At 64.5% G+C, this 18,344-nt stretch carries 16 protein-coding genes and 3 tRNA genes; 4 read left to right on the top strand and 15 right to left on the bottom strand.

What is annotated here, in order from left to right; genetic code table 11:
* Positions 1–405: 405 nt before the first annotated feature.
* Both ACIA6A_RS27610 and ACIA6A_RS27605 read left to right on the top strand, forming a co-directional pair.
* Complete coding sequence (locus tag ACIA6A_RS27610) at positions 406–3,225, top strand: hypothetical protein (protein ID WP_396100787.1); 2,820 nt, start codon at positions 406–408, stop codon at positions 3,223–3,225.
* Positions 3,226–3,310: 85 nt separating this feature from the next.
* Entirely contained in the window at positions 3,311–3,700 is a 390-nt protein-coding gene (locus ACIA6A_RS27605; protein ID WP_396100786.1) for a hypothetical protein, read from the top strand.
* 234 nt (positions 3,701–3,934) lie between these two features.
* On the opposite strand, the gene ACIA6A_RS27600 is transcribed toward ACIA6A_RS27605, so the two are convergent.
* The 11 genes from ACIA6A_RS27600 to ACIA6A_RS27550 form a co-directional block, all read right to left on the bottom strand.
* Positions 3,935–4,120: a hypothetical protein gene (locus ACIA6A_RS27600; RefSeq protein WP_396100785.1), complete on the bottom strand. Its 186-nt coding sequence runs from the start codon at positions 4,118–4,120 to the stop codon at positions 3,935–3,937.
* A gap of 401 nt (positions 4,121–4,521) precedes the next feature.
* A complete protein-coding gene (locus tag ACIA6A_RS27595; RefSeq protein ID WP_396100784.1) occupies positions 4,522–4,719 on the bottom strand; it encodes a helix-turn-helix domain-containing protein in 198 nt (65 codons plus the stop codon).
* Positions 4,720–5,201: 482 nt separating this feature from the next.
* Positions 5,202–5,645, bottom strand: coding sequence for a hypothetical protein (locus tag ACIA6A_RS27590; RefSeq protein WP_396100783.1), 444 nt, complete (start codon positions 5,643–5,645; stop codon positions 5,202–5,204).
* Between the two features lie 219 nt (positions 5,646–5,864).
* Positions 5,865–5,938, bottom strand: a tRNA-Phe gene (locus ACIA6A_RS27585).
* 31 nt (positions 5,939–5,969) lie between these two features.
* A tRNA-Asp gene (locus ACIA6A_RS27580) sits at positions 5,970–6,046 on the bottom strand.
* A 68-nt stretch (positions 6,047–6,114) separates the two neighbouring features.
* Positions 6,115–6,187 (bottom strand) — tRNA-Glu (locus ACIA6A_RS27575).
* Positions 6,188–6,485: 298 nt separating this feature from the next.
* Positions 6,486–7,070: a DUF1062 domain-containing protein gene (locus tag ACIA6A_RS27570; RefSeq protein WP_396100782.1), complete on the bottom strand. Its 585-nt coding sequence runs from the start codon at positions 7,068–7,070 to the stop codon at positions 6,486–6,488.
* Between the two features lie 281 nt (positions 7,071–7,351).
* Positions 7,352–8,359 carry a MerR family transcriptional regulator gene (locus tag ACIA6A_RS27565; RefSeq protein WP_396100781.1) on the bottom strand — a complete coding sequence of 336 codons (1,008 nt, stop codon included), beginning with the start codon at positions 8,357–8,359 and terminating at the stop codon, positions 7,352–7,354.
* The gene (idi, locus tag ACIA6A_RS27560; protein WP_396100780.1) at positions 8,349–8,921 is read right to left on the bottom strand and encodes an isopentenyl-diphosphate Delta-isomerase; all 573 of its coding nucleotides are present in this window, start codon (positions 8,919–8,921) and stop codon (positions 8,349–8,351) included. Before idi ends, ACIA6A_RS27565 begins: the two co-directional genes overlap by 11 nt.
* Positions 8,921–10,432, bottom strand: coding sequence for a phytoene desaturase family protein (crtI, locus tag ACIA6A_RS27555; RefSeq protein ID WP_396100779.1), 1,512 nt, complete (start codon positions 10,430–10,432; stop codon positions 8,921–8,923). The genes idi and crtI overlap by 1 nt, the downstream gene beginning before the upstream one ends.
* A gap of 67 nt (positions 10,433–10,499) precedes the next feature.
* On the bottom strand, positions 10,500–11,645 hold the full coding sequence (locus tag ACIA6A_RS27550) for a polyprenyl synthetase family protein (protein ID WP_396100777.1): 1,146 nt from the start codon (positions 11,643–11,645) through the stop codon (positions 10,500–10,502).
* A 90-nt stretch (positions 11,646–11,735) separates the two neighbouring features.
* Here ACIA6A_RS27550 and ACIA6A_RS27545 point away from each other — a divergent pair, with 90 nt between their 5' ends.
* Both ACIA6A_RS27545 and ACIA6A_RS27540 read left to right on the top strand, forming a co-directional pair.
* Positions 11,736–12,641, top strand: a complete 906-nt coding sequence (locus tag ACIA6A_RS27545) for a phytoene/squalene synthase family protein (protein WP_396100775.1) — start codon at positions 11,736–11,738, stop codon at positions 12,639–12,641.
* Between the two features lies 1 nt (position 12,642).
* Positions 12,643–13,977 carry a cryptochrome/photolyase family protein gene (locus tag ACIA6A_RS27540; RefSeq protein ID WP_396101146.1) on the top strand — a complete coding sequence of 445 codons (1,335 nt, stop codon included), beginning with the start codon at positions 12,643–12,645 and terminating at the stop codon, positions 13,975–13,977.
* Positions 13,978–14,082: 105 nt separating this feature from the next.
* Here the strand turns inward: ACIA6A_RS27540 and ACIA6A_RS27535 are convergent, their stop codons facing one another.
* The 4 genes from ACIA6A_RS27535 to ACIA6A_RS27520 all read right to left on the bottom strand — a co-directional run bounded on the left by ACIA6A_RS27535 (position 14,083) and on the right by ACIA6A_RS27520 (position 17,347).
* Complete coding sequence (locus ACIA6A_RS27535; RefSeq protein ID WP_396100774.1) at positions 14,083–14,916, bottom strand: hypothetical protein; 834 nt, start codon at positions 14,914–14,916, stop codon at positions 14,083–14,085.
* A gap of 87 nt (positions 14,917–15,003) precedes the next feature.
* The gene (locus ACIA6A_RS27530; RefSeq protein WP_396100773.1) at positions 15,004–16,089 is read right to left on the bottom strand and encodes a serine hydrolase domain-containing protein; all 1,086 of its coding nucleotides are present in this window, start codon (positions 16,087–16,089) and stop codon (positions 15,004–15,006) included.
* 9 nt (positions 16,090–16,098) lie between these two features.
* Positions 16,099–16,503 carry an ATP-binding protein gene (locus ACIA6A_RS27525; RefSeq protein WP_396100772.1) on the bottom strand — a complete coding sequence of 135 codons (405 nt, stop codon included), beginning with the start codon at positions 16,501–16,503 and terminating at the stop codon, positions 16,099–16,101.
* Positions 16,490–17,347, bottom strand: coding sequence for an MEDS domain-containing protein (locus ACIA6A_RS27520; RefSeq protein ID WP_396100770.1), 858 nt, complete (start codon positions 17,345–17,347; stop codon positions 16,490–16,492). Before ACIA6A_RS27520 ends, ACIA6A_RS27525 begins: the two co-directional genes overlap by 14 nt.
* Positions 17,348–18,344 lie beyond the last annotated feature (997 nt).

Raw genomic sequence — 18,344 nt, 5'->3', positions numbered from 1 at the left:
GAACGCCAAGGTACGCGGCGACGTCAGACGTGGTCCACCACTCGGCGTTAGGGCTAGCGATCACTCCTCCAATCTTCCATGGTGGTTGCCATGAGGATCAACTTGCTGCCGCGACACATAGGTCTGGACGCCTCGCCTCTTGATGCTAAGCGGTAACGAGCCGCTTAGCATCAAGACCGAAGACGCACGTAGCCACTGACCGAGACACGGAACGAGTGCTGTTCAACCGATGTGAGGGTGCGATGTCTCAAGTGCCTCCTACTACCACCAGATTCCTCCCGTGATCAGGTAATTTAATCGAAGAGTGTCAATAACGGCAGGTTTTATATGTAGATCGTTCAGACCGTCCTTTGTGTTATATAGTGGATCAGACGATTGACTCGTAGAGTGCCTGATGGAGTGTGGATGCTGCAATCATTTGAACGCACACGGTTATGGCAGCGAACACTTGCCGAATGTGAAAACGACTTAGTAAGCCGCGAAAGGGCCGCCTTGCGGCATGCGTACTTGCAATTCCGTGAGACAGTCGAGCCGCTAGCTGGCGAAATCTCCCAGTCTATGCCGATGTTCACCGACCATTCGATTAATCATATCGACGCGCTTTGGGATGTTGCGTCGATTATTTGCGGTGATGATGTGGAACTAAATCCTGCTGAGTCATTTGTCCTCGGTGGGAGCTTTTTAATGCATGATATTGGAATGGGTCTGGTGGCCTATCCGGGAGGAATTGATGAACTGAGAAAGGATCCCTCATTTGAGGATACTTACTTAACAATTATTTCTAGGCTTGAAAAGGAGGAAGAAAAGATAGACGATGCCCTTAAGGAACAAGCTCAAGAGGAAGCTTTAGTCGCTATTTTAAGATCGCGTCATGCCAAGCGTGCAGAACGCCTCATAGGTGAACTTTTCCAGCTCCCGAATCGCCAAGGATTTTATCTCCTTCAAGATGCGCAGCTCAGACAAGCCTATGGCCCACTCATTGGAAGCATTGCGCATAGTCATTGGTGGGACGCAGATCAACTTCCGATCAAGTTTGGACAGATCAGAGGCTCGCTAGCTGATTACCCTGCAGAGTGGCAAGTTGATCCCCTAAAGATTGCCTGCATCTTGCGGCTTGCCGATGCTGCACATATAGACAGTCGCCGAGCACCGACTTTTCTGCATGCGTTCCGCAATCCAGTCGGCCCTTCGCGGGAACATTGGGACTTTCAGCAACGATTAATGAGGCCAAGGCGCGTTGGTGATCGACTTGAGTATACTTCCACAGATCACTTCACGAGCGAACAAGCCGGCGCATGGTGGCTCGCATATGAAACCATCAAAATGATTGACAATGAACTGCGTCGTGTCGATGCTTTATGTGCAGACATTGGCCGAACACGTTTCGCCGCCAGATCGGTCGCAGGGGCTGACTCGCCGGCTCGATTTGCGAAATACGTTCCTACTGACGAGTGGGAGCCAATTGATGCCAGTCTCCGTGTTTCGAACGTGCCAAGTTTAGTAGCGACCTTGGGTGGCAGAGCCCTGTACGGATCTGAAAATATTGCACCTCTCCGTGAGTTAATTGCGAACGCAGCTGATGCAACTCGCGCACGGCAAATCATGCATGGCGGTAGCGACGCGGTCGTTAATGTCATTCTGCAGCAAGATGATGCTGAGGGAGAATCTTTTACTTTGGAGGTGCGTGACCAAGGTATTGGCATGGACTCTGGGACATTAGTTGCTGCACTCACCGACTTCGGTCGGTCGTTCTGGCAGTCAGGAGACATGGTTGCCCAGTATCCAGGTCTGCTGGCTAAAGGTTATCGATCGACCGGTCGTTTTGGTATCGGATTCTATGCTGTGTTCATGGCAGCCGAAGATGTAACTGTTCGAAGCCTAAAGTATTTTGATCCCCCAGACCAAACTTATGTTCTTGAGTTCCGCAAAGGCCTCCAAGCAAGGCCTGTACTGCGAAATGCGGAGCTGGACGAACAGCTGCGTTTTGGTGGCACCGTTATTTCGGCAAAGCTAAAAAAGAATCCACTAGATGTTGAAGAAGGCATCCTTTGGGACTACGAACTTGGAGACTTAGAAAAAACACTTACTGTGTCCGAAGTATTACGTCTAAGAATTGCGCGGTTATGTGCTCTGGCTGATGTCGACATTGCGGTTCAGGGGCCTGCTGACGCTAGTCCTGTGCGTGTGGTCAGAGCTAATGATTGGAAGTTTCTTTCCAACACAGAACTCTACGACCGTCTCCACCCATCTGAATTCGAGCAAGTCCACCGAATGGGTTCATCTCGAGAGCGTACCCGAAGCCTTTTCGCTACGTATGCCCAACCCATTCTGGACTCCTCCGGCGAGACAATCGGACGTGCAATGGTGGACGCTGATCCGATGGATGTATCAACGGATTTAATGCACAACTATTACGTCCGTTATTCAGGTGCTTCCGTGTATGTTGGCGGGTTCGAGGCGAACAACTTAAGGGGTCTTGTCGGTGTGATGACTGGCGAGCCGATCCGCGCAGATCGATCCGAGGCATACCCATACGCAAATCACACGGATCTTGCTCGATGGATCGGGACTCAACGTGAACTAATTGCGCTCTGCAACGAAAAAAGTTTGGGATCACTTCCTGCGGCCTCCGTTGCACGGTACTTCAACGATCCGGCCGACCATTTGAGTTGTGGGACCTTGCAGATTGGCTCGCTTGCCCTCGCAAACATGGAGGAATGGGCGTCGAATCTGGATCAGATTGTGCTGGCCGACTCGACAGCCGCTATGGTGTTCGGGCAAGATGATGGGAAATGCAAAATTGTCAGTTACTGGAACGGGCAAGAAATCGAGCTTCCGAACAATGTCCTACTCACGGAGCAATACATCGAATCTTATGTTCCCATTCAGCCGAGATTCGACTACTCGAGCGACCCTGATTCCACTATTTTATTCCAATGGATGGAAGGGCAGCATTGGTATTTCTATTCGAAATGGGCTGTGATGTCTACGCCGCGGTATATCTTCAAGGCTATCTCAAAAGCATGGGGCGTGCCGATTGCCGAAGTCTTGAATAATGCCCATACGCGTGGCTACGGAGCAACCGGCGAAGCCGAGTTCGAATTGCGAACTAAGAGTGGCGATATTGGTGGGCGGGCTCGGGCCTTGGTGATAAATAGGCCTCAAGGTGCACGGTGCGAGAGATTTGAGGTGGAAGATGCCTTCGGGACGATCCGCGCAACGTAATGGTCCTGTGCGCATGCGTCCGAGCGTTCGACGCGAGGCAGTGCAGCTTGAGCGATATAAATTCATTCTGCAACAATTGCACACGGTGAACGATAACGTCTACAAATTTTTGGCTATTTATCAAACGCTAGCGACAGTTCTGGTGGGTGCCGGATTGTCACTGTTTGTTGGATACCGAAAGTGGGAAATTGCGCCGGCGGCGGCGAAGTCGGCGACTTTGGCAATAGTATGGCTACTTACCTTTGTTGCGCTATGCACGGTTCTGTTGGTAGTTGTAGGTTTGTTGAATTGGCTGGACTATCGCCACGAGGAATGTGACCTTACAGATCAGATCGTCTTCCGCGGATTTCGACACCGGCCACGCTTAAACAACTTCTTTCGCTGGTATGAAACCTATATTGTTGTCTTTATTGTTGGATCAGTTATTTTTATCTGGATCTACACTTGCGAGATAATAGTTCCGAATATCAAATAGCTGCTTCTTTTTATTTGCTCCTACCAAGATCAAAATGGTCGGCGCCGTGGATAGTTCAGGCCCCTATCCGTAGGGGACAACGTGTCATCAATAGGGCGAACGGAGATCATGGCAAGCAAATAGCTTGGACGCAAATGTCAAGCATCGACCGTGTCAAGACGTTTAGTTCCCGTAGCGTGGCTAGTCCCAGCTGATGCTTGACGTTTGCGTCCCAGGTGTTGCTTGACGGTTGGTCTAGGTTTTGTTGCTGACCTTGCGGGGTCGGTGGGCTTTGATGCTACGGAGGTTCTGGTCGGTGGTGCGTCGGACGGTTTGTGGTCCGGTGTCGGTGTGGATGGTCAGGTCGGTGTCGGTGACCTCAATCGTGACGGTTTTGCCCGCGTGGGCCCAGCCGAGAGCGACTTTCTGGCCGACGACCATGACCACCCCGGAGTTCGACGCCCGGCGCTGGACCTGTACCTGCCCGCTGGTGGGTTGTGGTGGCGGTCCGGCGGGGCGGACGCCCCGTAGCCGGCTAATATCGGCCGAGGTCAGCGACCCCGAACTCGGTCAGAGCCTGGGCGAAGGCGAGACAGACCGCCCGGCCGATCGCTTGACGTAACACCGCGGCGATCACGGTCCCGTTGCCAGCGCACATAGTCCTTACGGCCCCGCCGCCGCCGGGCCGGACTCATCAACCCGTGACGGATCAGGATCCGATAGACCGTCATCCGCGACGGCACCTCACCCTCAGGACAGCTATGCCGGGTGAGCCCGAATGCGATCCGGCGGGCACCCCACTTCGGATGTTGCCGCCGCAGCTCACATACCAACGCCTCGACCTACGGTGATGCTTGATGAGCACACCCGTCCGGACGATGCGAACGGTCCTGCAACCCGGCCAGTCCCTCATCGCCATAGCGACGCAGCCAGGTACGCACGCTCTGCCGCGACACCCCGGCCTTCGCCGCCACCTCAGTCACGCTGTCGCCGGCCAGGACCGCCATCAATGCCTGATACCGCTGCTCAACGATCGACATCCCCACCCGTGCCAGTCCCGGCCCCCCAACCTCGAGCTACCGCAACTACACGAGACCAAGAAACCGAAAAGTGATTATGTCAAGCAATCAGGTGGGACGCGACTGTCAAGCATCAGCCGTGACGGGACAGGTTGTTCCATGGCTGCATTGCCGAATTTGTCTCTTCTGAATCAAGGCGCCGCGCAAGCGCGGCGCGGCCGGACGCGCTCGGCCTGCTGGCGGCCTCCGGCCGGCATCGGCCGGCACGCCGGCCGTACCTCGGGCGAGACGCTCAGATTCATTCACAGCCTCCGGCGGGGGCTCTCTGGCTTCTGGGATGGGGAAAGCCATCCCGCCCACCGTCGCCCCAGGCGGAGCCGAGCAGACCTGCCCCAGGGCGTCCAGGTCGTTCGTCCGGTTGGGCGCGCCACCTGGACGCCCTGGGGCAGCCCCGCTCCACGGTGTGTGGGTCGACGGCGGACGGGATGGCTTTGGGAGCTAAGTCACGCGGCGGTACGACAGGTCGACTGAGCGGGTCTGCTGTCGGGTGCGCCCGTCGTGCCATCGAATGAGCGCGCTGACGGGTCTCGGGTCTCGATGCCACGGCTCAGCGTCAGGTACGGCGACTGGCCGTTGTGAAGGCGGTTAAAAGGCATCCTCGGCCACAGGGCGCTGACGTCGGGGTCGGTCAGTTCAAGGGACATGCCGTCTCCGTCGAAGGCTTGGACGTCGACCTTCTGCTTCACCGCCGGCCCGTGGCTGGTGATCACGATGCGGACGTCGGTCGTCCAGCCCGTCTTGGTCTGGAAGTCGAGCAGATCGAGTTGGGCAGCGGGACTCGCCTTCCTCTCGCGGAAGTAGGCCCGGCCCACGCTGTACCAGAGGTTGACGAGTCCGATCACCAGGGCGACCCAGGCCGCGAGGGCACTCATTGCCGGCGCTTTCATGCGGGCAGGTTAGTCAACCAGCCCCAGGAGCATCACCCGTCCGTGGAGGCGCAGAGGTCCCGGACGGCGTGCACCGGGCGTGCCCCACGCGACGGTGATCAAGGGAAATCGAGGGTCACCAGCGGGTAGCACTATCGCGTGCATCTGGGCCCGGACAGCAAAACGCCCACCGGCGTTTCCGCTGGTGGGCGATGCTCAAAGCCCGGCGAGAGGCTTGAGTGGCCAGGGGCGGGGTCGAACCGCCGACCTTCCGATTTTCAGTCGGACGCTCGTACCAACTGAGCTACCTGGCCCCTGCCGCAGATGATGCTTGCGACTGGCTTATGGCGGTCCTGACGGGACTTGAACCCGCGACCTCCGCCTTGACAGGGCGGCGAGCACTCCAACTGCTCCACAGGACCTTGCTAAAACCTTGCCTTGCTTGCCGAACTGGTCGTACTTTACACATGCTCTGACCGTGTCCGGTCCGTACCCCCAACGGGATTCGAACCCGTGCTACCGCCTTGAAAGGGCGGCGTCCTAGGCCACTAGACGATGAGGGCAACTCCGCTATCATTGCACATTCTGCAAATCCTGCGGCGTCGGCCCCAACCGGGCCCCGCTTGAGGCTTGGAAAGCATACGTGATGCGGGGCCCGTCATCCAAACCGGTATCCGGATGCCTCATGAGAGGCCTCTGAGCAGGGAAAACAGGTCTGCCCGCCGGCTTGGAGCGGGCCAGGTGTGGTGCCCGACACGTTTTCTTCTTCTCGCCAGGCCCGGACAAAACCGCCGCCACCCGTATTTGCGCAGGTCACGCGAAGTGCCCTCAGATCCCGGGCCGGGATCTGAGGGCGGTCGATCACGACCCGTCGCTGGTGACGAAGAGGGTGAAGTCCTCGTGCGCCTTCGCGTCGAGGGGCCGGGGCAGGCGGATGCGCCCGGATCCGACCAGGTCCCGCACCGCGGAGCGGCTGAGGCGGAAACCGGCCATGAGCAGTCTCTCGACCCGTACGGGGACCGGGAGCTCGAATCTGACGAGGACCTCGAGCGGCGCCCGGCCCTGGGACCTGATGTCGTGGAACGGCATGTCGGTTTCCAGCTCCCACGTGCCGGTCCAGTCGAGCCGGTGGGCGGCTCTGCTCATCAGGGCCGCGTCCATGGTCAGATCACGCACCAGGGCCGGGCTGTTGTTCTCGAACGTCAGCAGTCGTTCGTGATCGAGGTCCTTCACGTTGATGCGTTCGTGGACGGGGATCTTGGACGTACGGTCGCAGTGGTCGCAGCTGATCAGCATCCAGACGTCGAGGAGTTTGCCGTTCGCGTTGATCCGGAATTTTCCGGTGGGGTGGTGGTGCCGGGTGGTTCTGCAGGTCACGCAGGCTTTGATGATGGTGGGCAGGCCGAGTTCTTTGACCACCCACAGCGCTTTCCCGTAACTGTTCATGGGCAGGGCTGATCCAGGATTGGCGGGGGAGGCACCGCGAATCGCCTCCCGGGTCCGATGGCAGACGGTCGGCGTCCGGAAGGGAGCACGCCGACGGGCGCGACGCCGGCTATCTCGTCGCGCGTGATGGAAGCCCGCACGGCTCACGCGGTGCGGGCTTCGAACGGCACGCCGGAGAGGACGGGGAGTGACTCGACCCGTCGTCAATCCGTGCGTGCGTGTCTACCTACTGACCCATGCCCATCATCTTCTTCGGGAAGCGGGCCGCGGGCAACGGATTTTCAGGTGGCGGCCGCGGTGACCAGCCGGACTCCCTCGGCCAGGCTGCCGAGGCGCCGGACGCCGTCGGGGAGGCCCGTATGGGGCCAGCCGGGACCGGCTGCCGCGGCGAGGAGCAGGCCGTGTCTGCCGGCGAGCAACGTGTCCCATTGGGACACATCGCCGGTCTGGGGCAGCTGGGACCACAGGACAACCGCGGAGGGCCCGGTACGGGCGACCGCATCGGCAAGAGCTCGTGGGGGTACCCGGGCCCCCAGCATCCGGCTCGGCACTCCCCCCTCGGCCAGGGCCGCTGCCAGTGCCTCGAGGGGGAGGGTGTGGTGTTCCTCGTCGGCGGCGGCCAGCATGACCCGGGGGATCTGGTGGATCGTGGGCCGGCTCACCGACCCGAGGACCTCGGTGACGGTCCGGGACAGCAGATGCTCGACCTCGATGTAGCGGTTGGTCGCCTCGTAACGTTCGCCGACACCGATCAGGACCGGCGTGATCACCTCGTCCCACGTCGCGATGACGCCGCGGCTGGTCACGGTCATCTCCAGGATGTCGCGCAGTGCCGGGGCGTCGAGACGCATGGCGGCCCGGGCGACGCCCCGGGCGGCGGGTCCGGCCCGTCCGGTACGGATGGCGTGGCCGCCGCCGTCCCGGACCGCGGCGGTCAGGGGGTCGTTGGCGTCCATCCAGACCATGTCGATGGTGGGACGCGGGTCGTCCTCGCCCACCTTGGCGTCCGGGAGCGGAAGGATCTCGGACAGCGCCCGGGGCAGCGGGTCGTCGAACGGCATGGGAGCGCGCCGGGCCCACGCCGCTGCTTCCGCGGGCGCCACTCCTTGTGCCGTCAGCCGCCGCATCACCTGAAGGCGGTCGAGGTCCTCGGTGGTGTACCTGCGGTGCTGACCGGGCACGTGGTGGCTCGGGCCCAAGCCGTAGCGCTGGTGCCAGGTTCTGAGCGTGGTGACGGCAACTCCCAGTCGGCGCGCCACCGCTCCGGCCGTCAGGGCCTCATCGGCCACCTGACCACTCCGGCGTGTCGGTCGAGGAGAGAAAGTGCTGGAGGCGTTCGGTGACCCCGGCGAGCCAGGGAGCGTGGGCCCGCGGGTCCTGGGCTATCGCGGTCGTGAGGTCCGCGACGGAGGTCCAGCGCACGTCGGCTACCTCGTCGGGGTCCGGGAGCAGGGGCGGCGCGGCGGGCACGTGTCCGAGCAGGACATGGTCGTACTCGTATTCCACGCGCCCGGTCGACGGATCCTCCGCGTAATAGGAATACACGCCCAGGCCGGACAACTGTACGCCGCGGATGCCGATCTCCTCCTCGAGCCGGCGCTGAGCGGCGACCTCGGGGGACTCACCGGGCAGAGGGTGCCCGCAGCAGGTGTTGGCCCACCGCAACGGGAACCGGGTCTTGGCCGCTGCCCTCTGCTGCAGCAGCACCCGGCCGGAGGGGTCGCGCAGGAACACCGAGAAGGCCCGGTGCAGTTGCCCGGGGGCCTGATGCGCCTCGTCGACGGTCGTCTGGCCCACCGCGAGTCCGTCCTGGTCGACGAGCTCGACGAGGTGTTTCTCGCGCCCGCCCATCAGGCCTTCCCCACCAGGATGCCGGCCCCGCCGGTGGGCCCGGTGACGCGGGTCGCCGCCAGCTTCCCGGAGATCAACACCATGGGTACGCCGACGCCCGGTTGTGTCCCTGAGCCGGTGAACACGACGTTGGGCAGGGTCGGGTGCAGATTGCTGGGCCGGAACGGGCCGGTCTGGGTGAACGTGTGCGACGACGCGAACGGGGTGCCGGCTGCCATGCCCTGGTCTGCCCAGTCGGCCGGAGTGATGATGCGCTCCACCTCGATCCCGTCCCGGAAGCCGATGTAGCCGCGCTGCTCCAGCACACCCAGCAGCTCGTCGGCGTACCGCCGGCCGAGAGCGCCGTTCCAGTCGAGGTCCGCGGCTTCCAGGTTGGGCGTCGGCGCCAGGACGTAGTAGCTCTGCTTGCCTTCCGGCGCCACTGACGGGTCGCTGCGGCTCGGGTTGGTGACCAGCAGGGACGGGTCGCTCATCAGCAGGCCCTGGTGGATGACCTCCTGGAACGTGCCCTTCCACTGGGACCCGAAGTGGATGTTGTGGTGCGCGATCTTGGAATACGAGCGGTCCGAGCCGATGTGCAGCACCACGCACGACGGCGAGTAGGTCAGCTTCCGTGGGCGTCGCGACTCGGGCAGCAGGTCACGGTAGGCCACCGGGAGGTCCGGATTGAGCACGACGACATCCGCCGCGATGCGCTCCCCCGAATCGGTGATCACCGCGGTCGCCCGGCCGTTGGTCGTCTCGACGCTGGTCACGGTCGTGCCGTAGCGGAACTGCACACCGTGCTTCTCCGCGGCGCCGGCCAGTGCCTTCGGGACGGCGTGCATGCCGCCCTTCGGGAAGAACACGCCCGCGACGGAGTCGAGATAGGCGATCACCGCGTAGATCGCGAGAGCGTCGTGCGGCGCCAGCCCGGCATACATGGCCTGGAAGGAGAAGATCCGCTGGGTACGGGGGTCCCGGAAGTACTGGTTGATCTTCGGCTGGAGGCGCCGGAACGCTCCCATGCCCAGCAGCTTCACCAGGTTGAGATTGATCAGGTCGAGCGGGGTGTCGAGATTGCGATCGATGAAGTTGTCGCGCTCGAGGTTCCACAGCCGCCGGGCGAACTCGACGAAGCGCAGGTAGCCGTCGGCCTCCCGGGGCCCGCACACCCGCGAGATCTCGGCCGCCATGCGCACGGTGTCGGTCAGCACGTCCAGTGTGGAACCGTCGGGGTAGTAGGCCCGGTAGGCGGGGTCGACCGGGGTCAGCTCGAGCCAGTCCGAGAGGTTCTCACCGACGGCCGCGAGCGGCTCGGCGATGAGCTCGGGCATGGTCAGCACGGTCGGCCCGGTGTCGAACTCGTAGCCGTCGACGGAGAGCCGCCCGGCCCGTCCGCCCGGGACCTGTTCCCGCTCGACGACGGTCACCTGCCGCCCGGCGCCGGCGAGGTGCAGGGCACAGGCGAGGCCGCCCAGCCCGGCGCCGACCACGACGACATGGTCGGTCGGTCCGGTTACTTTTCGCACGTCACCAGCTCCAGAGGTATGCCGTGCCGGCAGGGGGTCGCCGGCGGCGATGGGTCGTTTTTTCTCATCATGACGGCCGATGGGTGGTGCTGACAGCCAGGTCGGTCAGTGCCGCCCGGGCCTCGTCATGGATGGGTGCGTCGGCGAGTGCGGCGAGCCCCTGCTCGACCCGCTGCATGATCAGGGACTCGACCTGGGCGACAGCGCCGGTCTCGGCGATCACCTCGGCGAGACGGGCGATCCGGGCGGGGGAGAGCGCGGCCGGGTCCTCGGACGCGAGTGCGGGGTCCATGTCCAGTTCGGCGCGCTGGGTAGGGGTCGCGAGCTGGCGCGCGAGCATCAGCAGGGCGGTGGGTTTCCCGGTCCGCAGGTCGTCGCTGGCCGGCTTGCCGGTGATCGTGGGGTCGCCGAACACCCCCAGCAGGTCGTCGCAGAGCTGGAAGGCCTCACCGACAGCGATGCCGTACCGGTGGTAGGCGTCGTCGATGGCGTCCGACTCGTCGTGCGCTGTGCCGGCGAGCGCGAGCCCGAACTGCAGAGGCCGCTGGACCGTGTAACTGGCCGTCTTGTGACGCGCCACCAGCAGCGCGCGTTCGAGCGACCACTCCGCGGGCTGGCTCTCGCCCAGGACGTCGAGATACTGCCCCGCGACGGCCTCGATCCGCATCCGGTCGTAACGGCTCCGGACGGCGAACAGGGTCGTGGTGGTCAGTGCGGTCTGGGCCAGGAGCTGGTCGGCCCAGACGAGGCAGAGGTCGCCGACGAGGATCGCCGAGGTCGAACCGAAGTGGTCCGCGTCGCCGATCCGGCCCTCGCCGGTGTGCTGGGCCGCGAACAGCCGGTGCGCCGTCGGGAGCCCGCGACGGGTCGCCGACTGGTCCATCACGTCGTCGTGCACCAGCGCGAACGTATGCATGAGCTCGAGGGCGCCGAGGGCGGGCAGAACCGGCCCGACCGGCTCCCGGGAACCGACGACGCCGCGCCAGCCCCAGTAGGCGAACGCCGGCCTGAGTCGTTTGCCGCCGGCCAGCACGATGTCGCGGGTGGTGCGAGCGAACCCGCCGAGGGCCGGATCGACCTCGTCCAGGGCGGCGATCTGGCAGGTCAGGAAGTCGGCCAGCGTCCCCTCGACGGCGGTCACCAGCCCGTCCGCCGGGCGCGTCTGATGAGGGACCCCGGAGCGGGATCTTCCCTCGAGCATGTCGTTGGCCACGTGGAGGAGATTACCGTAGGCTGCGTGTTGCGTCGATTCGTGAGTCGATTTATTTGAGTCGGCAAGATCGCATTATTGAGAGGGGTTGAGGTGGAGACCGATCTTGAGGCCGCCTACGAGCGGTGTCGGCAGCTGCACCGAGCCCACGGCCGCACCTACTACCTGGCCACCCGTCTGCTGCCTGCCTGGAAGCGCCGGCACGTGCACGCGCTCTACGGATTCACCCGCTACGCCGACGAGATCGTCGACCGCACCGAGGACCTGCCGGCCGAGGAGCGCGCCGCGCGCCTGACCGAGTGGTCCGACCGGTTCGTCGCCGGACTGCGGGGCGAGCGCGGTGACGACCCCCTGCTGCCCGCCGTGCTGCACACGATCGCCGTCTTCGGTCTCAGCGTCGGCGATTTCGACTCGTTCCTGCACAGCATGGCGATGGACCTCACCGTGACGTCCTACGCCACCTACGACGACCTGCTCGAATACATGGAGGGTTCGGCCGCTGTCATCGGCACGATGATGCTGCCGATCCTCGGGTCGAGCGATCCCGCCGCGGCCCGTGAACCCGCGCGCCAGCTCGGCATCGCCTTCCAGCTCACCAACTTCATCCGTGACGTCGGTGAGGATCTCGACCGCGGCCGCACCTACCTGCCCGACGAGCACCTGGCCGAGTTCGGGGTGACCCGCGCGGACCTGCTGGCCGCCCGGGCCGCCGGCCGCTCGACCCCGGCGATCAAAGAGCTGATCAAGGCCGAGGTGGCGCGGGCCGACCAGCACTACGCGGCTGCCGCGCCCGGCATCCCGTTGCTGCTGCCCGGTTCTCAGGCCTGCATGCGGACGGCCTATCAGCTCTACGCCGGGATCCTCGACGAGGTCGTCGCCGCCGACTACGACGTCTTCCGGCGCCGCGCCACGGTTCCCCATCAGACCCGGGTTAGGGTGGCGGCCCGTTCCCTGCTGACGAGGCCGGGGACGCCGGTGACCGAGCTGGTGCGTGGCTGACATGCGCACCGCGATCGTGTTGTTCACGCGTGACCTGCGGGTTCATGACAATCCCGCGCTGGCGACGGCGTGCGCCAACGCCGAGTCGGTCGTGCCGTTGTTCGTGCTCGACCCACACCTGGGAAAACTCTCGCCCAACCGGGCCCGCTTCCTGCATCAGTGCCTCGCCGACCTGCGGGAGAGCTTGCGCTCGCGCGGCGGAGACCTCGTCATCCGTACGGGCGATCCGGTCACCGAGACCCTGCGGCTCGCCGGCGAGGTGGAGGCGGACGGGATAGCCCTCACCGAGGACATCAGCGCCTACGCCCGTCGCCGCGAGCAGCGCCTCCGCGAGGAGTGTGATGCCCAGCGCATCTCGTTGCGTCTCTTCCCGGGCACGGCCGTCGTGCCGCCCGGTGACGTGCGCCCGGGCGGGGGCGGCGGCACCTACAAGGTGTTCTCCCCCTACTACCGGGCCTGGGATGCCGCCAAGTGGCGCGACGAGGTGGCAACCCCTCGGGCGATCACCCTGCCGCCCGGCGTCACTGTCGGACAACTGCCCGCCCTGCCCGAGGGTGAATCGCCGGACGCGCTCGACGGCGGGGAGACCGAGGGGCGCCGACGGCTCAAGACCTGGCTGGGACACGTCGGGCCCTACGACGACCTGCACGATGACCTGCCCGCCGACGGAACGTCGCGGCTCAGCGCGTACCTCCGCTTCGGTTGTGTCTCCCCGCTGGTCGTGGCGAATGCGGCGCGGGCGATGGACGGTCCCGGACCGGCTGCTTTCGTCCGTCAGCTCTGCTGGCGTGACTTCTACTACCAGGTCGTGTCCGCGTTCCCGAAGATCTCGACGGAGGCCTATCGCAAGTCCGGCGACCTCGAGTGGCGCGACGACCCGGATGCGCTCAAGCACTGGCAGGACGGTCTCACCGGGGTGCCGGTGGTGGACGCCGGCATGCGGCAGCTGCGAGCCGAGGGCTACATGCACAACCGTGCCCGGCTGATCACCGCCGCGTTCCTGACGAAACACCTCGGCATCGACTGGCGCCACGGCGTGCAGTGGTTCTTCCGCTGGCTGAACGACGGCGACGTCGCGAACAACTCCGGCAACTGGCAGTGGGTCGCGGGCACCGGCAACGACACGAAGCCCTACCGCCGGTTCAATCCGATCCGTCAGGCGGAGCGTTTCGACCCCAACGGCGAGTACGTTCGTCGCTACGTACCGGAGTTGTCGTCGATCCAGGGCAAGGCTGTCCACCAACCCTGGCGCCTGGCGGATACGGTGCGGTCAGGCCTCGACTATCCGGGACCGCTGGAATCGCATCGCGACGAAGCGGTCTGGCTGAGGCCATGAGGTTTCCGTCCGGTTCGCCGGATGGAAAGTGGGTCCTACCGGCCTGTTGCGTTCGTCCGTTGATGGCCGGTAGGACCTGCGAAAACCTTGTCCGGCTCGGGAAAGTCAGGCCGGAAGGGCTCGCCACGTGCCGTATCGGTGCACGGCGATCCCAGCGAAGGCCGCCGTCTTGCGGGTCGCCGCATCCACCTTCGCGAGCTCGTCACGCAGGCGGGTCGCGCCCTCCTCCGCAAACGTGCAATGCGGACAGTCGGCGAGTCGCTCCGTCTCCGCGCCCAGTCGCACCCGCTTGCCGGCCGCCTTACCGCGGGCCAGCCAGTCCTGACTGATCGACAGCATCGAGTTCGGCCCGGTCCCGGTGTCGCGGTAACTCATGATCGTGACCGCGTTGACCCGCTTCAGCACCTCGTCGGCAACGTTCTTGCGCCCGGTCGTGTGCTCACCGAGCCAGAACGGGACGTCGGCCTCGAGAGCGAGAGTGCTGGCGCCGCGCATCTTCTCCAGCAACTGGAGATAGGACGTGACCGTTGCGTCCAGGTCCGTCGTCCAGCCGTCGGTGAGGTACGGCTCGACGTCGAGATGGATGCCCGAGAAGAGTCCGGTCGACACCACCGTGCGCTGCCACGCGAGAGCCGCGGCGTGATCGGTGGTCCAGGCCGGGTCCCCGCCGAGCGCCCGTAGTTTGATCTTGAGCGGATCGGCCCGCTCCTTCATCTCCTGCATCCGCCCCAGGTCACCGTTGGTGAGCACCGCGGGGGAGACATGCACGAAGATCTCCGAGACCCTGTTGCGGGCCGCCCAGTCCACGACCTCGGACGCGGGCTGATCACCCCACAGCCACATCGCCCGGGTGCGTGCCGGCGCCGCGGTGAGACCGGCGCTTCCCGCGGACGAAGCCCCGGGCAACGCCAAGGCGGCGGCCATGAGGATGGCAGACACCAGCCCTGCCTGCCATCGCCCCCTCATGACCACCGCCCCTCTAGGTGTTCCTCTTCCGCGGGGGTTCAGAATCGGTCGGGGCGCGGGTCAGCTGAGAAGTCGCACCGAGGAGATTGCGGCGTCGAACGCATCGACGCGGGTGAAATCGCCGAGCACCCGGGTCACGTATCCGACGGCATGTCCACGGGCCGGATCCGCCCAGCCCGCATTGCCGCCCAGACCCCCCATTCCCCAGGTCCCGTCGGTGTCGCGCTGCACCCCGAGACCCCACGTCGTCTCGCCGCCGATGAAGTGGTCCATGCCGGTGAACTGCGCCGACATCATCTCCTCGACCAGGGCCGGCCCGAGCAGCCGACGCCCCCCGAGCTCACCACCCGCGAGCAGGCCCGCATACATCCGCGCCACAGCCTCGGCGGTCGCATGCAGATTGACGGCGGGCACCACAGCCGTACGCCATCCGGTGCTGTTGACCACGGCCAGGTCGCGAGCACCGGGCGGATTGGCCACCGCGCGGGCCCGCACCGAACCCGGCTCACCACGCATCAGCTCCGGGCGGTCCGGACGGTCGAACTCCAGCTCCGCGCACCGATCCAACGCCGCCGGCCCGAGCCCGAAACCGAGGTCGAGCCGCCAGGGCCCGGCGATCTCCGCGGCGACGAACTCGGCCGGCTCGCGCCCGGTGACACGTCGCACAAGTTCACCGAGCAGATGCCCGTACGTCAACGCGTGCTCGGCGGCGACCGTGCCCGGCGGCCACTCGGGGTCGGCCCCGGCCAGATCCGCGCACAACAGGTCCCAGTCGCCCCATGCCGCCGCGTCGCGTGCAACGGGGAAAGTCACCAGGCCGGCGGTATGCGTCAGCACCTGGCGTACCGAAACCTCGGTCCTGAAACGCGGCCAGTGCCGTGCGAACGGATCGTCCAATGCGATCAGACCGCGCTCCACCAGCAGCAGCACCGCCAGAGCGATCAACGGCTTGCCGACCGAATAGACGTTGACCAGGGTCTCCGCGTCCCACCGCCGGGAGTGGGCGGCGTCGCGCCAGCCCTCCCGCAGATCGACGACCACCTCACCGTGCCGCAGCACGCACAACGCCGACCCGCCGCTCGGATGCGCGTCGAACGCATCCCTGACCCGCTCGTATCCGGGGGACACCCGGCCGCTCACTGTCACGTCCCAGTTCTACAGTGCGACAACCGCCGTGATCGTCGTGCCGGTGTCACCCGTGGTGATGGTCAGATCCGACATCTGCCGCGCGATCCACAGGCCGCGCCCACCCGGCAACGACGGTGCCGGCAGCGTCCGCCCGGCACGGTCCGGCTCTGCCAGACCCGGTCCACTGTCGCTCACCTCGCAATACAGAGCGCCGCCGGCCAGCCAGATCCGCAGCCGTCCCCCACCACCGCCATGCCGGACCGCATTGCTGCACAGCTCATGGACGACCAACACCACACTTTCCGCCGTACGGTCGTCAGCGGCCCCCGTGACATGAGCCGCGACCGTGCTACGCAGCGAATACAGGTCACCGCCCACGAAAGCCAGGTCGACGATCCCGGTGCTCTGCCCGGTCACCTCACTGTTCGCCATGACGAACCAGCATCCGCAAGGACGGAACCTCCCGGGCACCGGCGATCATCAACGTCCGCTCGATCGGCTCCGGGCAGACCACCACCATCCGCCGCTGATCAGGCAACCCGGCGGCAGTCCGCAGGATCACCGCGGCAGCCCCGGCGTCGATGAAACCCAGCTGGTTGAGATTCAGGTGGATGTCCCGATCGAGGCGGACGGCCTCGGCCAGGGCGTCGCTCAGCGCCTCCGCACGGGTGTAGTCGAGCTCGCCGGCGACCCGTACTCCCGGAGGAACATGCTGACGGCAGATCCGGAGCACCGGATCCTCGTGATAGACCGTGGCCGTCACGGTCCGCGGATGCACCCGAGCCGCGTACCCCAGGGTCACCGGGTCGAAGGTCTCCCGGTCGTATTCGCAGACAGCGGTCAGACGGCCGCCCTCGAACAGGCGCCCGATCTCCGACTCGAAGACAAGTAGCTGCTCAGCATTGGCCTGAGGCCGCGAAGCCCAGCACATGTCGATGGTGACGCTCAGCCCGTTGTGCCCGTCACGCAGAGCGGCACGGACCTCCCGCTCGACCAGCTCCACCATCGTCTCGGCATCAGGCCCCACACTGCCGCCCCACAACCGCTCCATAGGCAGAATCGTCGGCGCGGACCCATCCGCACCGCCACGGCCCAGCAGCTCAGCCCGCAGATCATCAACATCAGCGACGTCGGTGTAACAGATCACCCGGTCACCCCGCGACCGAGCAGCAGCCACAAACGCGGCCAGGATGTCGAGCCGCTCCTCAGTATCCGAATACGTCAGGCAGGCATGGTCCCCCGGCGCCAGCCGATCCACCGGTGTCACGGCGACCATGTGTCCTCCCAGTCAAGAAACCTGATCAATACCCGTCCGTCCCCTCAAGCAAGCACGAAGCCCCAGCCAACTCCCCAGCCGAGTGCCGTCCCCACCCCCATCATGGCTTGGGCTTGGGCTTTTCCTCTCCTCCTCGGCCGGCGCTGGCGGTCGCTTCTGGTCCTGCATTGCGTTCATGGCTGGCGCTTGCCTCGCCCAACCGCTCTGCAAGCCGAGCCGGCTCTCCTCGTTCGAGTCGACCCGAGATCCCCTGCACCCCCGCTCGCACGCACGACCCGCTCTCCTACGTAGATACTTGCCGTCCAGTTCTGGGTCTTCCCTCAACCACGGGCGTGCGCCGCCGATCTGGCCGGTGCGACGGAGATACTGGGCCTGCTGGCTCCCTCTGGCGTGCGGAGTCGTAGCGCTCTGTACCTGTATTCGGGACGGTGCGCGGTGGCCTGCGAGCCTGAAATCAGTGTTTCTGCAGGTCAGAAACCTGTGGCGCGCGACACGGGGGGCCGATTTGGAGCGCAGGAAACCACCGGGTAATGTTTTGCGAGCCAGCAGGGAAACGGGCGAGGCAAGCGAAGCGAACTGGGAACGGGTAACCGGGAACAGGGAGATCAGCTTCCGGCCGTCCTGCTAAATCCTTCGTACTTCGGGATCGTAGCGATGCTGCCCTGTGCAGCGCCGCCCCGGGCCCGGAACGAAGGGTGCGCTAGGTACGAACGGCACGAACCGGGAGATACCGGTTGACAGGGCCTGGAAGACCTAGTAAATTTGAACGAGTGCCCCGCGGACGGGCCGCCGAGTGAGGCGGTAAGTTTGGTGGTGTGTGGTTGTTCTTTGAGAACTCAACAGGGTGCTAGATAAGCCAGTGCCAATTGGTTTTAGCCAGGCTGGTCTTCGGATTGGTTTGGTTTCCTTTGGCAACAATTTGTATTGTTGCCAGGATGATTTTCCATGGATTTTATTGGAGAGTTTGATCCTGGCTCAGGACGAACGCTGGCGGCGT

This window comes from Actinoplanes sp. NPDC051494, from assembly GCF_044454705.1.
Taxonomy (GTDB): domain Bacteria; phylum Actinomycetota; class Actinomycetes; order Mycobacteriales; family Micromonosporaceae; genus Actinoplanes.
The sequence above is the reverse complement of the archived record's forward strand: the minus strand, read 5'-3'. Positions and strand labels throughout refer to the sequence as shown.